14 protein-coding genes are annotated in these 18,276 nt (G+C 55.2%); 10 read left to right on the top strand and 4 right to left on the bottom strand.

Annotated features, from left to right (window positions below):
- Window positions 1-56: 56 nt before the first annotated feature.
- Complete coding sequence (locus LEP6406_RS0214125) at window positions 57-1,703, bottom strand: SpoIID/LytB domain-containing protein (RefSeq protein WP_225886537.1); 1,647 nt, start codon at window positions 1,701-1,703, stop codon at window positions 57-59.
- Window positions 1,704-2,094: 391 nt separating this feature from the next.
- Here LEP6406_RS0214125 and LEP6406_RS0214120 point away from each other — a divergent pair, with 391 nt between their 5' ends.
- The 3 genes from LEP6406_RS0214120 (at window position 2,095) to sipA (ending at window position 4,922) form a co-directional block, all read left to right on the top strand.
- Complete coding sequence (locus tag LEP6406_RS0214120) at window positions 2,095-3,699, top strand: mucoidy inhibitor MuiA family protein (RefSeq protein ID WP_162160880.1); 1,605 nt, start codon at window positions 2,095-2,097, stop codon at window positions 3,697-3,699.
- Entirely contained in the window at window positions 3,692-4,588 is an 897-nt protein-coding gene (gene purU, locus LEP6406_RS0214115; protein WP_225886529.1) for a formyltetrahydrofolate deformylase, read from the top strand. Before LEP6406_RS0214120 ends, purU begins: the two co-directional genes overlap by 8 nt.
- Before the next feature lie 85 nt (window positions 4,589-4,673).
- Window positions 4,674-4,922 carry a regulatory protein SipA gene (gene sipA / locus LEP6406_RS0214110; protein ID WP_008317216.1) on the top strand — a complete coding sequence of 83 codons (249 nt, stop codon included), beginning with the start codon at window positions 4,674-4,676 and terminating at the stop codon, window positions 4,920-4,922.
- Between the two features lie 702 nt (window positions 4,923-5,624).
- On the opposite strand, the gene LEP6406_RS0214105 is transcribed toward sipA, so the two are convergent.
- Both LEP6406_RS0214105 and LEP6406_RS0214100 read right to left on the bottom strand, forming a co-directional pair.
- Window positions 5,625-6,035: a putative toxin-antitoxin system toxin component, PIN family gene (locus LEP6406_RS0214105; protein WP_008317221.1), complete on the bottom strand. Its 411-nt coding sequence runs from the start codon at window positions 6,033-6,035 to the stop codon at window positions 5,625-5,627.
- Window positions 6,032-6,244, bottom strand: coding sequence for a ribbon-helix-helix domain-containing protein (locus tag LEP6406_RS0214100; RefSeq protein WP_008317223.1), 213 nt, complete (start codon window positions 6,242-6,244; stop codon window positions 6,032-6,034). Before LEP6406_RS0214100 ends, LEP6406_RS0214105 begins: the two co-directional genes overlap by 4 nt.
- A 137-nt stretch (window positions 6,245-6,381) precedes the next feature.
- Here LEP6406_RS0214100 and LEP6406_RS35480 point away from each other — a divergent pair, with 137 nt between their 5' ends.
- The 6 genes from LEP6406_RS35480 (at window position 6,382) to LEP6406_RS0214075 (ending at window position 10,557) form a co-directional block, all read left to right on the top strand.
- Window positions 6,382-6,564, top strand: coding sequence for a hypothetical protein (locus LEP6406_RS35480; protein ID WP_027269128.1), 183 nt, complete (start codon window positions 6,382-6,384; stop codon window positions 6,562-6,564).
- Window positions 6,565-6,679: 115 nt separating this feature from the next.
- On the top strand, window positions 6,680-6,796 hold the full coding sequence (locus LEP6406_RS35475) for a DUF3368 domain-containing protein (RefSeq protein WP_263971177.1): 117 nt from the start codon (window positions 6,680-6,682) through the stop codon (window positions 6,794-6,796).
- A gap of 377 nt (window positions 6,797-7,173) precedes the next feature.
- Complete coding sequence (locus LEP6406_RS0214090; protein WP_008317225.1) at window positions 7,174-7,833, top strand: TetR/AcrR family transcriptional regulator; 660 nt, start codon at window positions 7,174-7,176, stop codon at window positions 7,831-7,833.
- Window positions 7,826-8,677 (top strand): bile acid:sodium symporter family protein, encoded by an 852-nt coding sequence (locus LEP6406_RS0214085; RefSeq protein ID WP_008317228.1) that lies wholly within the window; start codon window positions 7,826-7,828, stop codon window positions 8,675-8,677. Before LEP6406_RS0214090 ends, LEP6406_RS0214085 begins: the two co-directional genes overlap by 8 nt.
- A gap of 154 nt (window positions 8,678-8,831) precedes the next feature.
- Window positions 8,832-9,542 (top strand): Coq4 family protein, encoded by a 711-nt coding sequence (locus tag LEP6406_RS28135; RefSeq protein WP_008317235.1) that lies wholly within the window; start codon window positions 8,832-8,834, stop codon window positions 9,540-9,542.
- A gap of 229 nt (window positions 9,543-9,771) precedes the next feature.
- Entirely contained in the window at window positions 9,772-10,557 is a 786-nt protein-coding gene (locus LEP6406_RS0214075; RefSeq protein WP_202807531.1) for a M48 family metallopeptidase, read from the top strand.
- A 358-nt stretch (window positions 10,558-10,915) separates the two neighbouring features.
- Here the strand turns inward: LEP6406_RS0214075 and gltB are convergent, their stop codons facing one another.
- Window positions 10,916-15,592 (bottom strand): glutamate synthase large subunit, encoded by a 4,677-nt coding sequence (gltB, locus tag LEP6406_RS0214070; protein WP_008317239.1) that lies wholly within the window; start codon window positions 15,590-15,592, stop codon window positions 10,916-10,918.
- 818 nt (window positions 15,593-16,410) lie between these two features.
- Here gltB and LEP6406_RS0214065 point away from each other — a divergent pair.
- Window positions 16,411-18,072: a D-Ala-D-Ala carboxypeptidase family metallohydrolase gene (locus LEP6406_RS0214065; RefSeq protein WP_008317241.1), complete on the top strand. Its 1,662-nt coding sequence runs from the start codon at window positions 16,411-16,413 to the stop codon at window positions 18,070-18,072.
- The last annotated feature ends 204 nt before the right edge of the window (window positions 18,073-18,276 follow it).

The following is an 18,276-nucleotide window of genomic DNA, read 5'->3' as shown; positions in this document are numbered from 1 at the left end:
AGAGCCGGGAAGGTTACTTCCCGGCTCTTTTACTTTGAATCTACGTCAATTCGGCATCAGTTGGGATCCCCATTGGGTTGAGTACGGGACTCCACAGCCGCAGGCGTCTCCAGATAGGGACTGCGCCAGAGCACCAAGCGATCACTGATGGGCTGTAGCTCGGTGCCGGGATAATAGAACTGCAAAATCCGGGGACTAGACCAGCCCAAATCCCCCAGGTGATAGGCTCCGGTTTGGCTCATCCCCACCCCATGACCCCAGCCCCCGCCAACAAAGCGATACCCCTGCAACACCGGCTCTCCGCCGCCACTGGGTCGTTCATAGAGTCCTTCGAGGTAAAATAAAAGCCCCAAGGGAGCAGCAATTCCCCGCAAGACCTCATCTTTTTCTAGGGTGACGGTACCCAGATTGGTGGCAATGGCCAGCTTTTGCACCCGCCCCGAGGCGGATCGTTCCATCACCACCAGCCGCTCTACTGTGGAAAAATTAGCCAGGGGGTGCTGGCGACCCTGGAGATAACTACGAAGATCCTGGCTGATTTTTGTCAGAGAGGCATCCTGTTGCCAACGAAAATGGTTCCAGGTTTCAGAATTGAAGCCTCGATCGAGGGCCAAGAAGGCGCGGATATTGGCCTCGGTATTCAGGGGGCGCAGGGCTAGATCCCAAGCATTTTGGACTGAATCCACCACTGGACGCAGGTAGGGGCGATCCGGGCCATGCCAGACATCGCTAAAGGCAGCGGTAATGCCCCCAGCATTGGAGGAGTAAAGGGCATCTACTAGCTCGTCCTCGTAGGTCAGCACCTGACCCTGGGTGGCGGTGATGGCGCGATCGCTGGCGGGTGCTGCTCCGCCTACGCCCCAATACACCTGGCATTGGGTATCGGCACAGAGCTGGTAATCATCAATGGCAAAGCGCCGTAGATTCCGCAGTACATAGGTGCGGGCCAAAATGGCTTGGGCCTCAATCGTAGTTGGGGGAGCCCCTAGCCCAATCTCGTGGGGCACCACCCCCCGCAGGTAGGTTTCTGTGGGGACAAAGTTCACCAGGGTATAGGTGCCGTAGGCATTGGGTTGGAGTCGCAGTCTACCCCCATAGAGACGGTTGGATTCCTGCCGATCCCCCACCTGTCGAGTCACCCGCACTCGCTGATTGGCAGTGGTGATGGTGACGTGGTCCCGGTTGTAGCGAAAGCCATTGGCAATAAAGGCCGCTTGGGGTACCGTCGCCGTAGGCCGACTGTCGAGAAACACCTCTCTATACCCGGTGGATTGCAGACTGTTGAGTAACAGCCGCCGTATCAGAGGCGTACTGTACACCTCCCGTTTGGCCCAGACCTGCCAGTTGCCGGGTTGGGCAATTTCTGTGGAAATTCCCAACTGCTGCCACTGTTGAGCACTATCCTCCGCCGACTCAAAACTGCGGTGGGTGCTCAGCACGACCCATTCCCGCAGTTCCGGTTCCGCCAAAGGGTGGGGGGCTGTCTCAAATACCATGCGCCCAGTGGTCAGGGTTTCGACCTGTCCCCCAGTGATAAACTGCACCGTTAGGCGATCGCCACTCAGGGGCTCTAGTACCAGGGTCTCGCGGGGCTCCGCACCAAACCGCTGCACCACGCCAATCTGTAAGATTGGATTTTGGGGGGTCTGGGCCAGGGTGGCGGGGGCTCCTATCCATAGGCCCAGGGCTATCCCAAGGCCCATAAGGGGGGCATTCCAGGGGGTTGCCCGTTGTCTAGTCTTGCGCGATCGCACCATGCTTTCAGGGCTCTTTAAGGGCTTAATAGATGGGAGAAAAGAAGTATAGGGGAAATGCAGGAGCAAAAAGCAATGGCCCCACCCCCAGCAGCTTAGAACTTTACGGAAATTGATGGGGAACCATGCGGGTAAACGCTTGAGATCGCCGTAGAAAGGGATGGATTCACCGACAGCCTTGGGGCATGATGAGGCAAGACGACGATCATCCCCCTCTGGTTTCCCCAAGACTTCCGGAAATTCCCCTCATAGTCCCCCATCCTTTGCCTTGGTTTGGCCCATGGTACTAGGTCGATTTTGGGAAGGGCTTTGCCTTCCCCCAATGCCGGAGATATTCCCTGTGTGTACGACTGGTCAATCCCCTCAGGTTGCAACAACGATTCTAGAAACCCGTTTGGTTGCTGTCACGGTGTACCCTCAGCAGGCGCGGGTCACCCGCCGGGGTCGAGTGGATCTGGAAACCGGAGATACTATCCTGATTATTGACGAATTACCCGCCACCCTTCACGCCGATAGCGTCCAAGCCCGTAGTGGAGGCACCGCCCAGATATTGCTGCAAGGGCTCCAGATCAGTCCCCGCCCCTTGCCCTTAGCCGGGTCAGCGGCGAGCCTGACCCTCATTGATCGCCTGCACAAACTGGAAGATAGCTTTCGGCAAACCAAGGATCATATTGCTGCCCTCACCCTCCAGCGGGACTTTCTCACCACCCTAGCCGAGCGTGCCGCCCGCACCTTTGCCCAGGGACTGGCCCAGGGACAGGCAGATCTGACTACCGTAACGGAACTGTTAGCCTATCTGGGTCAACAGCACACCAATTTGGGGGAAGAAATCGCCCAAAAAGAACGCCACAAGCAAAATCTTGACCACCAGCTAAAGGAGATGCGTCAGCAAGTCCAGGCGGCCCAATCCCAATCTCCAGCCTCGGACTACCAAGTCCAGATTCCTCTGCGGACAGTGACCCCAGGCACTCTAGAGCTGGAGATTATTTATGGCGTTGATGGGGCTACCTGGGATCCTGCCTATGATGTCCGGTTTGGATCTGAACCCGATGGGCTTCAGCTCGACCACATGGCCCTAGTGCAGCAGCACACCGGAGAAGACTGGACCCAAGTCAGCCTGACTCTTTCCACCGCTGCGCCCGATAAGAGCCCTACCCTGCCCCAAACCCAGGTGTGGTACATCAATGGCACTGCGCCCAATGAACAGGGGCGGGGGGGGCGCAACCGCAGTCCCATTCTGCAAGACACCTACCGTATGTTAGGGGCGCTCCCCGGCAGTGAGGTGCCGCCCCCAGAGTACTACGCCGAGCCCAATGGTCAGGGAATTCCCACTGCGATCGCAGTGGTGAGCATTCAGGCTCCCCAGCCGGTCACAATCCCTGGAGATGACCATCCCCATCGGATTCCTATCGGCCAAGGAAATTTTTCTGGCAAGTTTACCTACGTCTCCCTGCCCTATCGCTGTGATGCCCCCTATCTTCAAGCCCACCTGACTAATCCCCCAGAAGGCGTGCCCCTACTCCCCGGTGTTGCCCACCTCTTTCTAGATGGAGGCTACCTGGGTCAGGAGCGGTTCGATTACGTTGCACCGGGACAATCCTTTCAGCTCAGTCTGGGGCTAGATGAGCGCATTCAAGTCCAGCGAGAACTGGTTCAGCGCCAGACTGATGCTGTTGAACCCTGTGCCATCATCCTGTCCTATCGCCTCAGTTTCCATAATCCCCTCCCCCATCCGGTCAAGCTCACCGTGCTAGAGCGCATCCCTGTCAGTCGTAGCGACCAAGTTCAGGTCCGACTGGTCCAAGCCCAGCCCACTGCCACCTTGAAGGAGGACGGAATCTGCCAATGGATCCTAGACCTCCCAGCAGAAACAGTCCAGCAGGTGCAATATCAATACACCGTCGAGTATCCCTGCGAGGTGACCGTTCTGGGTCTAGATGTTTAGACGACACACCCCCATGCCCACCGCCACCCTCCTAATCTCCTGCCCTGACCAAAAGGGACTTGTCGCCAAGCTGGCTAATTTCGTCTACGCCAATGGCGGCAATATTGTCCATGCAGACCAGCATCGGGATGGGGAATCGGGGCTCTTTCTCTCGCGGCTGGAATGGGAACTGGCGGGGTTTAATTTACCTCGGGATCGGATTGGTCCCGCTTTGGGCGCGATCGCGCAATCCCTGGGAGCCACCTGGCAACTCCACTTTTCCGATACGGTGCCCCGCATTGCCATTTGGGTCAGCCGTCAGGACCACTGCCTGTTAGACCTACTCTGGCGACACCGGGCACGGGAGTTCACCGCCGAGATTCCCCTGATCATCAGCAACCATGGGGATTTAAGTAGGGTGGTCAGAGACCGGCCCAAAGGGGCCATCGCAGATCAATTCTCCATTGACTATCACCACCTACCCATCACCCCTGAAACCAAGGCAGCGCAAGAGGTTCAGCAATTAGATCTGCTACGGCAGTACCGCATTGATCTGGTCGTTCTAGCCAAGTACATGCAAATTCTCAGCCTCGATTTTGTGCGCCAGTTTCCCCAAATCATCAACATTCACCATTCCTTTCTACCCGCCTTTGTCGGAGCCCAGCCCTACCACCGCGCCCACGAACGGGGGGTGAAAATCATCGGAGCCACGGCCCATTACGTCACCGAAAACCTGGACGCAGGGCCAATTATCGAGCAGGATGTGGTCCGCATCAGCCACCGAGACGGCGTTCCAGACCTGATTCGCAAAGGCAAGGATCTGGAGCGCATGGTGCTGGCCCGAGCAGTGCGCCTCCACCTCCAAAACCGCGTCCTAGTCTACGGTAACCGTACCGTGGTCTTTGGCTAACGGGAAAAATCCCCCCGGTTAGGATATGGGGAACAGAACCAACAGAACATATTGTGTAGATTAGGTTGTAGATAGAGTATTGCTGATGACGACTTCTTTTGCCATGGGCGATCGCGTGCGGTTGAAGGCATCTCCCCCCTACTTCAAAACCGCCGAACCCATGCCCATGCTACGCCCCCCCGATCTCATCCAAGTCGGAGCAGTAGGTATTGTCCTAGACCAGCGCCCCAGCGGCTATTGGAGCATCAAATTTGACCGAGGAGCCTTCCTGGTAGAGGCTCAATATCTAGAGGCTGTCTCCCCAGCCTCTTCCCAATCCTGTGAGGAAGAATAATCTCCAACCGTCGGTCACCCTGCAATCGGCCACTATTCAAAACGATTCGTCGATTGTCGATGCCTACGCCCTATCCGTCCCAGCCCCCTAGTCCAGAGCCCTGCCTTGCCACTATGAGGGCTCTACCAAGGGCCTATCATACGCTATGCCAGGGCTACCATCAAAGCCAATATGCCTTTTGGGGATGTGAGAATGTTGAGTGTTCGGGGAGGTGGTTGGAGGTGGGGGAGCGAGTTTGAGCGGTGGGCAATGCCCGCCCTACGACTACTAGTAGATCGTTTGCTTTGAATGTGGCCATTAACTTGCTGACTCAAGCCCCTGCTACCACAAGCTTCAGGAGCGTTCAGGAATGGCTATATTCATTCCGAATGACCCACTAGCAGTCGAGGTCCAATCCGATCAAGTGCTGATTGATGAGTGCCGAGGTCGGCTAATGGCAAACAGTCTGAATCTACGACACACAGGAACTTTAGAAGTCTTGGTCGAAGCGAAAAGCCAAGGCTTGATTGCTGAAGTGAAGTCTTTACTGAGATGCGTTGATTAATGAGGCTGGATTTTGGGTGACAGAATCTTTATATAGCTGTAATTCATCATAGCAAGGCTTTTAATCTTACCTATTGACCCCGTCGGCCTCAGGGACTATGTTAGCCCGGTGCGATCTTTGCCGACTATCTCCATGCCTAGCCAGAATCAGTTTTACTCCTAGTCAGTGCCAAACTGCTCTTCATAAGCCTCAAACTCCGAAGGAGCGAGAATATCAATATCACCAAACTTTTTCAGGGTCAGCAGATCTTTATCACCAGTAACGATGCAAACTGCTTTGCCCGTAAGCGCTGTCGCCAGAACAGTGTCATCGTCAGGATCGCGACACACATTGCTTTCCAGGGGTGTTGGGTCAACTACCCTCATCCTAGAGCGCAACAGCACTTCAACTGCGATCGCATTTTCATCAGAGTATTTGAATTTTCCTGTTAACTTTTCTCTCAGTTCATTAAGAATAAATTCCGAAACTATGACAGAATGCACCCGTAAGCATTGTTCGACAAGGGTATGACAAAATCCTTTGGCAATAAAGGCAGCAATCAGAACGTTGGTGTCTAGCACTAAATTCATGACACCATTTCAAAAATATCGTCATCTGTGTAGGGAGTCTGCGCTTTCTGTATCAGTTGAGCGCGTAATACTCGAAATTGACGGATGAACAAATAGTCTTGAATAGCAGCTTGAACCAGGTTCTCCGGGGAAATGCCTTCAGCATGGGTGAGAGTATCAAGAGTTGCCTTGAGTTCTGGGGTCAGGGTAATTGTGATGGTATCTTCCATACAATCAGGCTCCATGCGTCGTATCAGTATACCTTATCAAAGTCAAGCCATCTTATCCAGCTAGTTTCTCTACCCAGAGCAATCAGGTTTAATGGAGCATACATTGGTTCAGGGGAGCACGTCTGAATATTTGGATCTTGGTTAACACCGAAATCAAACGCAGAGAGCGAAAATCATTATTTGCTGTTGCAGGTGCGACCGAAGTACAAACCTTTGAGTGGATTCAAACTCGTGTTGTTGACAATCGCACCCTAATCGAAGCCCTGAGCAGTGAACTTGATATCGGAGCAGCAGAAGCGATCGCTCGCACTAGCAGTTGAGAGCCAAGCCGATCAAGTGCTGATTGAGGAGTGCTGAGGTCGGCTAATAGCAAACAGTCTGAATCTCCGATACACAGGAACTTTAGGAGTCCTGGTCGAAGCGAGAAGCCAAGGCTTGATTGCTGAAGTAAAGCCTTTACTGAATGCGTTGATTAATGAGGCTGGATTTTGGGTGGCAGAATCTCTACGCAGTAGGGTTTTACAGCTTGTTAACGAAGTTGATGCACGTTGACCTTAGGGCTAACAGGTGAGCTTTTAGAATGCCTCACAGATAGGATAGATTCAGCTAACGGCACAATGCAGCGGCAGCAGATAACCCCGAACTCAGCACAAGCGGCTTTCGTCTGTCCGCTGCCATGACGTGTTAGCTTGCCCCTACACCGATCGCCCCCCAATACCCCCTCACCGATCGTCTCCTGAGTGTTTTCGCAATCACCGATTGCCCGTCCGTACGCTGCACCGATTGGTTATGCCGAGTATGGTGCGATCGCCCTTTCACCCATGACCGGCTGAGGTTTTTACGCGAGAGTTTGACAAATTCAAGTGCTTGCCATAGGATGTGACTGGATAGTCATGTGACCGGTCGGTCATATTCTTGTGGTGGAAATTATGCCATCCCAAACCTTTTTTAATCTGTCTGATGTGAGGCGGCAGATCATTATTGATGCAGCGATCGCAGAGTTCGCTAGCCATAGCTATGAAGCGGCGTCGATTTCAAGTATTGTTAGCCAAGCAAAAATCGCCAAAGGTAGTTTTTACCAATACTTTGAAGATAAACAAGACCTGTATCTCTACCTGGTTGATTTGGCGCTGGAGGTAAGGCGCGCCTTCATTGCCACGTCCAATCTTCCGAGTATTCAAGCTGGGTTTTTCGTGTATTTGCGAGCCTTATTTCAAGCAAATTTAGAGTTCCAATTGGCGAATCCAGCTTTTACTCAGATTCTGTTTCGGGGACCTCATTTTGGCGACGTGCCGTTTCGGGAGGAAGTCTTTAGGCGAACAAAGGCTGGCTTAATCGAATTTATGCGACGGTGCGTGCAAGAGGGCATTAACCAAGGGCAACTTTCAGATCAGATCAATCCTGATATTGCGGCAATCATGATTGTCACCTTGGGCACTGAAATAAGACGCTTTATTCCGATTGTTCTCGGAATAGACACAAATCAATTGATCAAGGATAGCCCTAATGTAGACAGGGACGCTATTAGCAAAATCATAGACGACTTCGTTCGTATCTTAGAGCGCGGTATCGGAGGAAGCGATGATTGAGAATCCATTGCCTAGTTCCATCCAAATAGTTACTTTCTTGTTTCTTTTTGCATTTCTCTTGTCCGTAGCACTAGAGAAACCGAAGCAGGAAATTCTGACGATCATGAAATCAAGCTTGATGGGGCGATCGCTGTTCGCAAATTTCATTCTGCTGCCGATATTGAGCCTGATTTTAGTTTGGTTATTCAGGCTGCCGCCCGAAATTTCTGTGGGCTTTCTGATGGTTGCACTTGCCCCTGGAGGACTGCTGGGCCTGCATTTTGCTCGTATTGCCAAAGGCAACCTCGCCTACGCAGTGGGGTTGATTGTTCTGTTGTCGCTACTATCCATCGTTATTACACCGACGCTAATTTATCTGATTTTTCCTGACATTGCCGCAACAGATGGATTTATTGTTTCACTCATCGGTCGTCTGTTGTTCTTGATTATTCCCCCGTTTCTGGCAGGACAGATCATTCAACATTGGCTAGCGCCGATCGTCACGAAATTGCAAAAGCTATCTTCCTTTTTATCGATTGTTCTCTTCATTACACTGACGATTCTCACATCTAGTCTCAAAGTTCTGGATACTCAAGCACTGGCATGGAATGGGGTGGCTGCGATCGTGGTGTTTATTGGCATGGCTTGGTTCGTCGGTTGGCAACTGGGCGGGCCGGAACTTGCAAATCGTAAAGTGTTGGCAATCAGTACCAGCATGAGAAATGTAGCAATTTGCTTGTTAATTGCTACGAACAATGTGGTCAATCAAAATACTGAGTTGACGATGCTTGCGTTTAGTGCGTTGCTGACTCCGATGAACCTAGTCTTTGCGATCGCCATGAATCGCATCAAGCCAAAGTCTTAAAAGGAGGTAAACCAAGCAGATGCTGATTAGTTCTCTTCTAGGGTTACTGCTGCCGCAATGCCGGGATCCCCCGACTTGTCCATATTGCTAACACCAAATCAATATTTCCTCAACATTCTGACCAACTACAAAATCTACAATCTAGGAGAAACCAATGCTGAAACGATTTGAAGAGCTGAGCCGTACCATTCGTAATCTACACTCTGTTACAGATTTGCTCAAATCAATGGGGGAGAATACCGACAGCGTATTTGACATTGAAGATAACTTTCGAGGCAGCAAACAGATGAACGTCTGTGTCGATCGTGTCAAGGCGATTCCTGAAGCCCGCGCGCTGATGGAAAGTCGTTATCTTGGTCCAGCGATCGATCTTGAAGCCCTATCTCAATTGTCTCGCGGCACCCTCGGCCATACTTATGCCACGGTGATGAAGGCACTGGGCTTTGACCCGAATTTCTTCCGCCAGCGCGAGATCGAAAGGGATGAAGACTGGTTGACCATGCGCCTTCGCAAAACCCACGATCTCGTCCACCTACTGACGGGATTTGGGCCTACAGGTGGAGAGTTGGGTGTGCTCTCTATTCAAGCAGTGCAAATTGGTTATCCGAGTGCTGTAGTGCTTCAGGTTGCCAGCATCGGTATGGCGCTGAAGCAACAACCGGAAAAACTTCCAAATATAACGCAGCAAGTGGCGAGGGGCATGGGGATGGCAATCCAAATGAAGCCGCTCATTGCTCAGCGATGGGAAGATGGTTGGGACAAAACAATTCGTCAATGGCGCGAGGACTTGAACATTACTGATCCAGTCATTGATGAACCCTACAGCCTCAAAAATCGTCTACCAGATCTGAATCTGGATTGGTAAAAACTAGCAACCCTCTTCCAACCCTCTTCAAAGGGGCAGACTTCCAACCTAATTTTTGGCCTAGTTCCCCCTTTTTTCTAGATCATCTCAATCATCATGTCTCCAACTCATCTCAATCATTATGCCTCCAACTCTTAAATCTCAACTCAGTCTCGGTTGTCAAATACTTGGACAGTCTCCAGGATTGCGAAAGCGGCTGGGATACTTTCTTCTAGCAATTGTTACCGCAATGAGCCTTTGGCTTGGTCAAGCTCAGGTATCCCAGGCATTCAGTTTGCGAGGTCGGATTCGAGGCGGCACTCAGACCACCGAAGCGGTTCAGCCCAACCGCCTGTCTCCGGAGCAGGAGATGCGAGTGGGTCAAAAAATGGATCAGGATTTGTTGAGGAGTGGTGAGTTCACGCTCTACCAAAATCCTGACATTCAGAATTATGTTGTAGGGATTGGTGAACGTTTATTACCCTACAGCGATCGGGCTGACGAGCTAATCTATACCTTTCAAGTCATAGAAGATGACCAGGTAAATGCCTTCGCCACCATGGGGGGATATGTGTATGTCACAACGGGCCTCATGGCATTTGCAGGCAATGAAGCTCAACTCGCCAGTGTTATAGGTCATGAAATCGGCCACATTGATGGCAAGCATCTGTTAGAACAAATTCGTGCGGATGCAGTTCGTCGAGGACTTATGACGGCTACGGGACTCGATGAGAGTACGATCGCTCAGATTGGTGTCGAACTGCTCCGAGAGCGTCCCAATAGTCGTGAGGCTGAGTATGATGCAGACCAACGGGGCCTAGACATGATCGGGGATGCTGGCTATGCCCAATCGGCGATGCCAGACTTCATGCAGAAGCTAGCAGACCAAGGCGGCTCACCACCAGAGTTTCTGAGTACTCACCCTGACCCAGAGAATCGGGTTGAAGCCCTGGAATCTAGCATTGATCCGAACCAACGGAATGGGGATGGGTTGGATTCAACCGCTTATTACAATCGCACTCAGGCCCTACGCTAAAGTTTTAAGGATAAGCCTTTTGAGCCCAGGGGGTTGAAGTTGTACTTTTTTACCCCTAGTTAAGTAAGTCTTGCCAACTATGTATTAAGTATCAAAAGTGACGAATAAGTTCGGTGTCGAGGGTGTTATCCGTCACTTTTGACAGATAAGTCCGAGATGCTGAGCATTTACCCGTTGTGTTTACTCGCCATGAGGTTAGGCAGATTGGCTTACCTAGATGGTGTACATCATATTTTGATGGGTGAGGGTGGGGAGGGGGCTGTTTGAGGACTGAAAAGAACCGCGATCGCCCCTTCGGGCCGTTCCCTGATCATCGCACCACCCCTCCCCAGCAGCACGATCGCGGCCATTTCCTGTTCTACTGCACCGGAGACAGCACCTTGTCCTGAGCGATCGCATCGGGGCTGGCTTCCGGGGACTCCGCCTCCGACGGGGGCACCACCTGCCAGAACTGGGGCAGGTACGTGGCCCAGTTGGCCAAGATGTGAGCCGCCTTCGCGCTACCCGTGCGGGCAGCATGGGCCTCGATCATGCCCTTCAGTTGAGCTTCCCCAGCCGGAGTGATCACCCGCTGCACCTTGACGATTTCCGGGTTTACCCGCGTCGGGAACGTGCCCTCCTGATCCAGGAAGTAGGCCAGCCCACCCGTCATCCCAGCCCCCACATTGCGACCCACCCGACCCAGCACCACCACAGTGCCCCCGGTCATGTACTCGCAACAGTGGTCCCCGGCCCCTTCGATCACCGCTTGGCCCTTAGAATTGCGCACCGCGAACCGTTCCCCGGCGATGCCCAGGGCATAGAGGGTGCCGCCAGTGGCTCCATAGAGACAGGTGTTGCCGATGATCACATTCTCCGAGGGATTGTAGGCAATGCCGGGGGCGGGTTTGACGATCAGTTCACCGCCATGGATGCCCTTGCCCACATAGTCATTGGCTTCCCCGATCAGGGTCAGGGTCATGCCGGGGAGGTTAAAGGCTCCGAAGCTCTGACCGGCACTGCCCTCGAAGGTGAAGTCAAGCTGACCTTCAAAACCGCCGTTGCCATACTGGCGGGCGATCGCCCCCGCCACCCGTGCGCCGAGGGTGCGGTCTGTATTCACCACCTTGTAGGTTTTCTGCACTGTGCCCTGGTTTGCGATCGCAGTTTTCACCTCAGGATCCGCCAGGATCTGATCATCCAGCACCGGGCCGTTGCTGTGGATGTCACCATGGTCGAGCCAAGTGCGATCACCAGAAACATCCGGCAAATCCAGCAATGTTGCCAGGTTGAGGCCATCGGTCTTGGTCAGGGTCACCTCTGAACGGGGCTGGAGCAGATCCGTGCGACCCACCAATTCCGGTAGGGAACGGTAGCCCAACTGGGCCAGGATCGAGCGCACCTCCTCAGCGATGAAGGCAAAGAAATTCACCACATGCTCCGGCAGACCCATGAACCGAGCCCGCAGATCCTCCCGCTGGGTGGCTACGCCCACAGGACAAGTATTGGTATGGCAGACCCGCGCCATAATGCAGCCCTCGGCGATCATGGCGATGGAGCCAAAGCCAAACTCCTCCGCCCCCATCAACGCCCCCATGACCACATCCCAGCCCGTCTTGAGGCCGCCATCTACCCGCAGCAGAACGCGATCGCGCAATTGATTTTGCAATAGCACCCGATGCACCTCCGTCAGCCCCAATTCCCAGGGCAATCCGGCGTGCTTAATGGAACTGAGGGGGGAAGCCCCAGTGCCGCCATCGTGGCCAGAGATTTGGATCACATCCGCATTGGCCTTGGCCACCCCAGCGGCGATGGTGCCGATGCCAATTTCCGCCACCAGCTTCACCGACACCCCCGCCTCAGGATTGATCTGGTGCAGGTCAAAGATGAGCTGGGCCAGATCCTCAATGGAGTAGATGTCGTGGTGGGGCGGGGGGGAAATCAAAGACACTCCCGGCTTCGAGCGCCGCAGCATGGCGATGTAGGGGCTCACCTTCTTCCCAGGCAACTGGCCCCCCTCTCCCGGCTTGGCCCCCTGGGCCACCTTGATCTCGATCTGCTTAGCATTCATCAGGTATTCCGGGGTGACCCCAAACCGCCCTGAAGCCACCTGCTTAATGGCGGAACTGGCCTTGTCCCCGGTGCGCAGTCCCTTCAGGTTGGGATAGAGGGAAGATCGCCCTTCTCCATCCACCTCCGTCAGGGCGATGAAACGACGGGGATCCTCGCCCCCCTCCCCGGAATTGGACTTGCCGCCAATGCGGTTCATGGCGATGGCTAGCACCTCATGGGCCTCCTGGGACAGGGCTCCCAGGGACATGCCCCCGGTACAGAACCGGGTCATAATCGTGGCCACCGACTCCACTTCCTCTAGGGGAATGGGGGTGCGATCGCTCTCAAATTCCAGCAGATCCCGCAGGGCCGTGGGGGTGCGCCCCGCCAGTTGGGCCTTGTAGACCTGGTAATGGTCGTACTGGTTCGAGGCTAGGGCCTTGTGCAGCACCTTGGTCATGGCCGGGTTGTTCATGTGGTATTCCCCCCGTGGCATGGCCTTGACAAAGCCCATGTTCTCCAAGCGCTTGCCGCTGAGTTCGGGGAAGGCCCGCTGGTGGAAGGTATTGGTCTCCTGGGCCAGGTCGCGGATCGTCAGCCCCCCCAAGCGGGAAGTGGTGCCCCGGAAAGCCAGATCCAAGAGGTCATCGCCGATGCCCACCGCCTCAAAGATTTGTGCCCCCTGGTAGCTGGTGATCAGGGAAATGCCCATTTTGGAAAGGATCTTCAGCAGGCCATTTTCCACCGCCATGCGGTAGTTGTCCTGGGCTCCGTTGAGGGTGACGGGGCTGAGTTTGCCCGTTTCCATCAGTTTTTGGGTGCGGCTGTCGTGCCACCAATGGCGCACCGATTCCAACGCCAAGTAGGGGCAAATGGCGCTGGCCCCGTAGCCCACCAGACAGGCGAAATGGTGGGTACTCCAGCACTGGGCCGTATCCACCACCAGAGAGGCTTTCATCCGCAGCCCCGCCCGAATCAGGTGATGGTGGACGGCCCCCACCGCCACCAGGGGGGGAATATAGGTGGTGTCTGTCGTCAGGGCCGCTGTGCCCTGACCCGCATCGCGATCGCTGAGGATGAGCACGGTTTTACCCGCCTCCACCGCTGCCACCGCGCGATCGCACAAAGCCTCGACCGCTAGCTTCAGCCCCTCCGGCCCCCCCTCCAGGGCATAGAGGGTAGACAGGGTCGCCGTGGGGAACCCCGACTGCTGCACCTGTTCCAGTTCCGACTCGTTCAACACCGGGGATTCCAGCCTCAGCAGCTTGGCATAGTCGGGATGCTCCTCCAGCAGGTTGCCCCGTGCCCCCAGTTGAGTGGTCAGGGACATCACCAACCGCTCCCGTAGGGGATCAATGGCGGGGTTAGTCACCTGGGCAAAGCGCTGCTTGAAATAGTCGTAGAGCAAGTGAGCCTTAGTGGACAGCACCGCCAGGGGAATATCATCCCCCATGCAGAAGGTGGGCTCCTTGCCCAGGGAAGCCATGTCCTGGATGATCATTTCCAAATCTTCAGCGCTGTAGCCAAAGGCGGTCTGCTGTTGCAGGAGGGTGGCGCTGTCCAGGGTCCGATCGTCCTGGAACATCTGGGGAGACAGGGTGTGTCGGTATTGCCCCAGCCACTTCCCATAGGGCTGCTGGGCGGCCACCCGCTGCTTGATATCCCAGTTCTTGAGAATCTCGTGGGTTTCAAAATCCACGGCAATCATCTGGCCGGGGCCAAGGCGACCCTTTTCAACGATGTCGGCCACCGCCACATCCACCACCCCCGCCTCCGAGGAGACGATGATCAGACCGTCCTTCGTGACGGCGTAGCGGGCGGGGCGCAGGCCATTGCGATCCAACGTCGCCCCCACCTGCTTACCATCGCTGAACACCACCAGGGCGGGGCCATCCCAGGGTTCTTGCAGGCCGCTGTAGTATTCGTAAAAGTCCGTGATTTCGGGATGCTGCTCCAGTTCCGGCTGATTCTGGTATGCCTCTGGCACCATGATCATCAGCGCTTCCAAAGGACTCCGCCCAGAGCGCACCAGCAGTTCCATCACCCCATCCAGGTTGGCGGAGTCGCTGTTGTCCATATTGACAATGGGCATCAACTCTTCGATCAGGTCGCCCCAGACGGGATGGGCCAAATCCGCTTCCCGTGCCCGCATCCAGTTGATATTCCCCACCAGGGTATTGATCTCGCCGTTGTGCCCCACCAACCGCATGGGGTGGGCCAGGGGCCACTTGGGCATGGTGTTGGTACTGAAGCGGCGGTGATACACCGTGAAGGGGCTGACGTAGGCGGGATTTTGCAAATCCTGATAAAACTGCCCCAGCACCTCGGAGCGCACCATGCCCTTGTAAACAATGGTGCGGCAGGAGAAGGAACAGATGTAGGTCTCTTTGAGAGGATCGGCAATGGCGGCCTCCCCAGCCCAGGCGATCAACCCCCGGTGGGCCAGCCGTCGCACCCGAAACAGTTCCCGCTCCATCTCGTCGCCGCTGAAATGGTCAGACTGGACAAAGAACTGTTCAATGTGGGGCTGATGCTGCTTGGCCTGGAGGCCCAAGACCTGGGGCTGCACGGGTACGGGTCGCCAGCCCAGCACCGTCAACCCTGCCTCCTTGGCGACCTGCTCAAAGGTCTGACGGGCGATCGCGGCGGCGGCCTCCAGCCGGGGTAAAAAGATCATCGCTACCCCGGTATTTTCCGGCGTTAGCTCAGCGGTCCAGCCCGCTGCCGTTGCCCAGTCTTGGAACAACCCCCAGGGCATGGCGGTCATGATTCCCGCCCCATCCCCAGAATCCTTGTCAGCGCAACAGCCCCCCCGATGCTCCATACAGGTCAACGCCCCTAGAGCCTGCTGTACCAGGGTATGGCTAGCGCGCCCCCGCTGGTCGGCCACAAAGCCCACCCCACAGGCATCCCGCTCCTCCACCAACCACCGAGGCCCCCATGACGTAGATGAAGATTCCTGATGGTTGGCGGATTGATTCCAATTCACACGTGTATTTCCCATGAGATGGCCTTGTACAGTGACTCTTTCAACAGTGACTTCTTCGATAGTGGCTTTTTTGACAGTGGCTGCAAGTGCAGGTTAAACGCCGTTTCTCGGTCTGCCCAGATCAACCCCCCGACAACTTTATGACGATTGTGTTAAAAAACGGATCGCCGAGTGGCACTCGTTATTAAACCGGGGCAGACTCAATCAGGGCAGGCAACCGTGAACATTCGGAGCTTCGATTGTCAGCATTCGACCAAATGCCAGGGAAAAAGACCTAAATACCGCTAATAAGTCTCCCACTCCCGAGGACGGTCCTCCAAGAGCAAGTGAGGGTATAAGGTCTATTCTCACTCTGCTTTTACTTTCCTCAGAACCCGCCCTGTCCATTGGAGTTGAAACGGAACGGGGAAGAAAGTCCGTTACGGCGTTGTTTCAAAATGCCAGGATCATAGATTATACCTGTGACCTAGGGTGGGTTGACTGTAGTTATTGCTGCACTTTCTTGCCCGCCGGGGATTTGTCCCATTGTGATTCGCGAATTTCAGGGCGAAATTCCCCCTAAGGGATCTGCGGGTTAATAGTGTACCTAGTGGCCAGGTTTTCTCCCAGAGGGAGCAAGCCCGATCGGCGGGTAGTTTATTTTCCTGCAAGTCCCTAAGCGGACTAGCGGCACCCACGGCTCCCACCGCGCGATCCCCAGATATCCCAAATTAGAGAGGGAATAGACCATTTCCAGATGGCTGGCCCCCACCTCCCGGATAAAACCGTGTGATTTTGCCGCAAACGTCCTAAACTTTGGGAAAGATTGCAGGCACTGTCTATAATTTCGCCCTATGGTAGGTCTGGCACCGGATCAGCGCAACTACTACTACCTGATTGAAGCTGCCCGTGGCGGCATCCACAAGCCGATTCTAGCGGCGCTTTACGTGGCTCATCAGGCTCCCCCCCTAGAGGATGGAGAAACGGGCCTTGGCATTGCCCCGGCCAACCGTATTCCCGCCTCCCAGGTCAGTACCTTTCCCCAGCAGGTGCAGTACGCCACAAACACCCTGCGCAGCCTGACGGATTCTCTAGCCGCCAGTGGTTGGCAAGGGCAGGATCTGTGGGACGGGACAGCAGGACGCTATAGCGATCGCTTTCTCCGCCGGATTGCCGAAGGCTTCAGTCCCCCTGTCACCGCCACCGCTGCGGCTCGCCTGGAACCCACCAGTGCAGACAAGCTTATTGCGGCCTATCTCGCCGATGTCAGCACCGACTACCGGGCGGATCAGCTGCCCCAAAATCTGGTCTACCTGGATCGGGCACTTCTGACCTTTGCCGGTCGAGTGGCTGCGAATTACAATCGACTCTCTTTTCAGCGCCAAGCCCTGTTGGAGTCTGCCCGCCTCTGGCGCAAACTGGATAGCCATGCCGCTGTGATTGAGGCATTCCAACTCGCCAGTGCCAATGGCACCGTGGATGAAGCCGCCCTAGATCGGGCCTTGATCACCTTTATTCAGCAGGCGGAACGCTATTTTTCCGGCTATCCCCACCAGCGGGAAGCCCTGCTGCGCTTGGTACAAATCTGGCGGCAGACCGATTCCCGAGAGGCCGCCATCAAGGGTCTTGCCCAGGAGAATCCCCACAGCCATGAGACCAATCTGGAAATTGTGGATCCGGCCCTGATGGCCTTTGTGCAACGGGTACCGGAGTTTTATCGGGGACTGGGAGATCAGCGCTTTGCCTTAACGGAAGCCTATCGCGCTTGGCAGGGTTTGGATTCTCGCACGACAGCCATCAAAGCCTTGGGCCTTGATCCCAATGCCCTGCTGAATGCCAGTGGCAATAACGCTGCCTTGGCTGCTGCTGCCACCCAGATTGATCAGGCACTGTTGGCGTTTTGGAGGCGGGTTCCTACGGAGTACCAGGGCAAGGAGCAGGAGCGGGAAGCCCTGATTCGTCTGGTCCAGATCTGGCGGCGGATGGAGGGCCGGATTCCCACAATTCAGTCCCTGTTTGACGATCTGCGCCGCATGGAGCGAGCCAATCGCGACTCCATTGAGGCCATGCCCCCCCCTGTTCCCCCGCCTCAGCCGGCCCGTCCGGCCCGCTGGACCCCCAGTAACCTGAAGCTGGAAATGTCAATTGTGGCCAATGGCAACTTCACCTGGGCGGAGGCGACGCGGGCGGGTACCCGTATGCCCAAGGACCAGGCAACGGTGGATGCCATCATTCGCATCGCCACTCTGGGTCAGGAAGCCCGCGATCGCATTGGTCGTCCCTTTTTGATCACCAGTTGGTATCGCCCGCCAGCGGTCAATGCCCGCGTCGGAGGCGCATCGGAAAGCCGCCATATTGTGGGAGATGCCATCGACTTTTACTGCAATGGCATCACCGGACAGCAACTCTACTGGTCGCTAGACCCTTGGTGGCCGGGGGGACTGGGTCGCTATAGCCAATATCCCTACCTGTGTCACCTGGATGCTCGGGGCTACCGCGCCCGCTGGCTCCATTAAGGCCGTTTTCCGAAAAAAAGTCCCTGAATTGGGGACGCAGCGGTTTTGTTGGATCTAGTACACCTAGGCTGAAATAGGCTTACTATTCTGTCGCACCAGCCCAACATTTCTGGTCCCCTCGCCCCCTGGGAGAGGGCTAGGGTGAGGGGTCGCACCAGCCCAACATTTCTGGTCCCCTCGCCCCTTGGGAGACGGCTAGGGCTT

Source organism: Leptolyngbya sp. PCC 6406 (genome assembly GCF_000332095.2).
Classification (GTDB): domain Bacteria; phylum Cyanobacteriota; class Cyanobacteriia; order Phormidesmidales; family Phormidesmidaceae; genus PCC-6406.
This window is presented reverse-complemented; position numbering and strand designations above follow the sequence as displayed.

Coding starts and splice junctions, on each gene's coding strand:
- LEP6406_RS0214125 (WP_225886537.1), bottom strand. CDS start 1,703: ATGGGCCTTGGGATAGCCCTGGGCCTATGGATAGGAGCCCCCGCCACC.
- purU (WP_225886529.1), top strand. CDS start 3,692: ATGTTTAGACGACACACCCCCATGCCCACCGCCACCCTCCTAATCTCC.
- sipA (WP_008317216.1), top strand. CDS start 4,674: ATGACGACTTCTTTTGCCATGGGCGATCGCGTGCGGTTGAAGGCATCT.
- LEP6406_RS0214105 (WP_008317221.1), bottom strand. CDS start 6,035: ATGAATTTAGTGCTAGACACCAACGTTCTGATTGCTGCCTTTATTGCC.
- LEP6406_RS0214100 (WP_008317223.1), bottom strand. CDS start 6,244: ATGGAAGATACCATCACAATTACCCTGACCCCAGAACTCAAGGCAACT.
- LEP6406_RS0214090 (WP_008317225.1), top strand. CDS start 7,174: ATGCCATCCCAAACCTTTTTTAATCTGTCTGATGTGAGGCGGCAGATC.
- LEP6406_RS0214085 (WP_008317228.1), top strand. CDS start 7,826: ATGATTGAGAATCCATTGCCTAGTTCCATCCAAATAGTTACTTTCTTG.
- LEP6406_RS28135 (WP_008317235.1), top strand. CDS start 8,832: ATGCTGAAACGATTTGAAGAGCTGAGCCGTACCATTCGTAATCTACAC.
- LEP6406_RS0214075 (WP_202807531.1), top strand. CDS start 9,772: ATGAGCCTTTGGCTTGGTCAAGCTCAGGTATCCCAGGCATTCAGTTTG.
- gltB (WP_008317239.1), bottom strand. CDS start 15,592: ATGGGAAATACACGTGTGAATTGGAATCAATCCGCCAACCATCAGGAA.
- LEP6406_RS0214065 (WP_008317241.1), top strand. CDS start 16,411: ATGGTAGGTCTGGCACCGGATCAGCGCAACTACTACTACCTGATTGAA.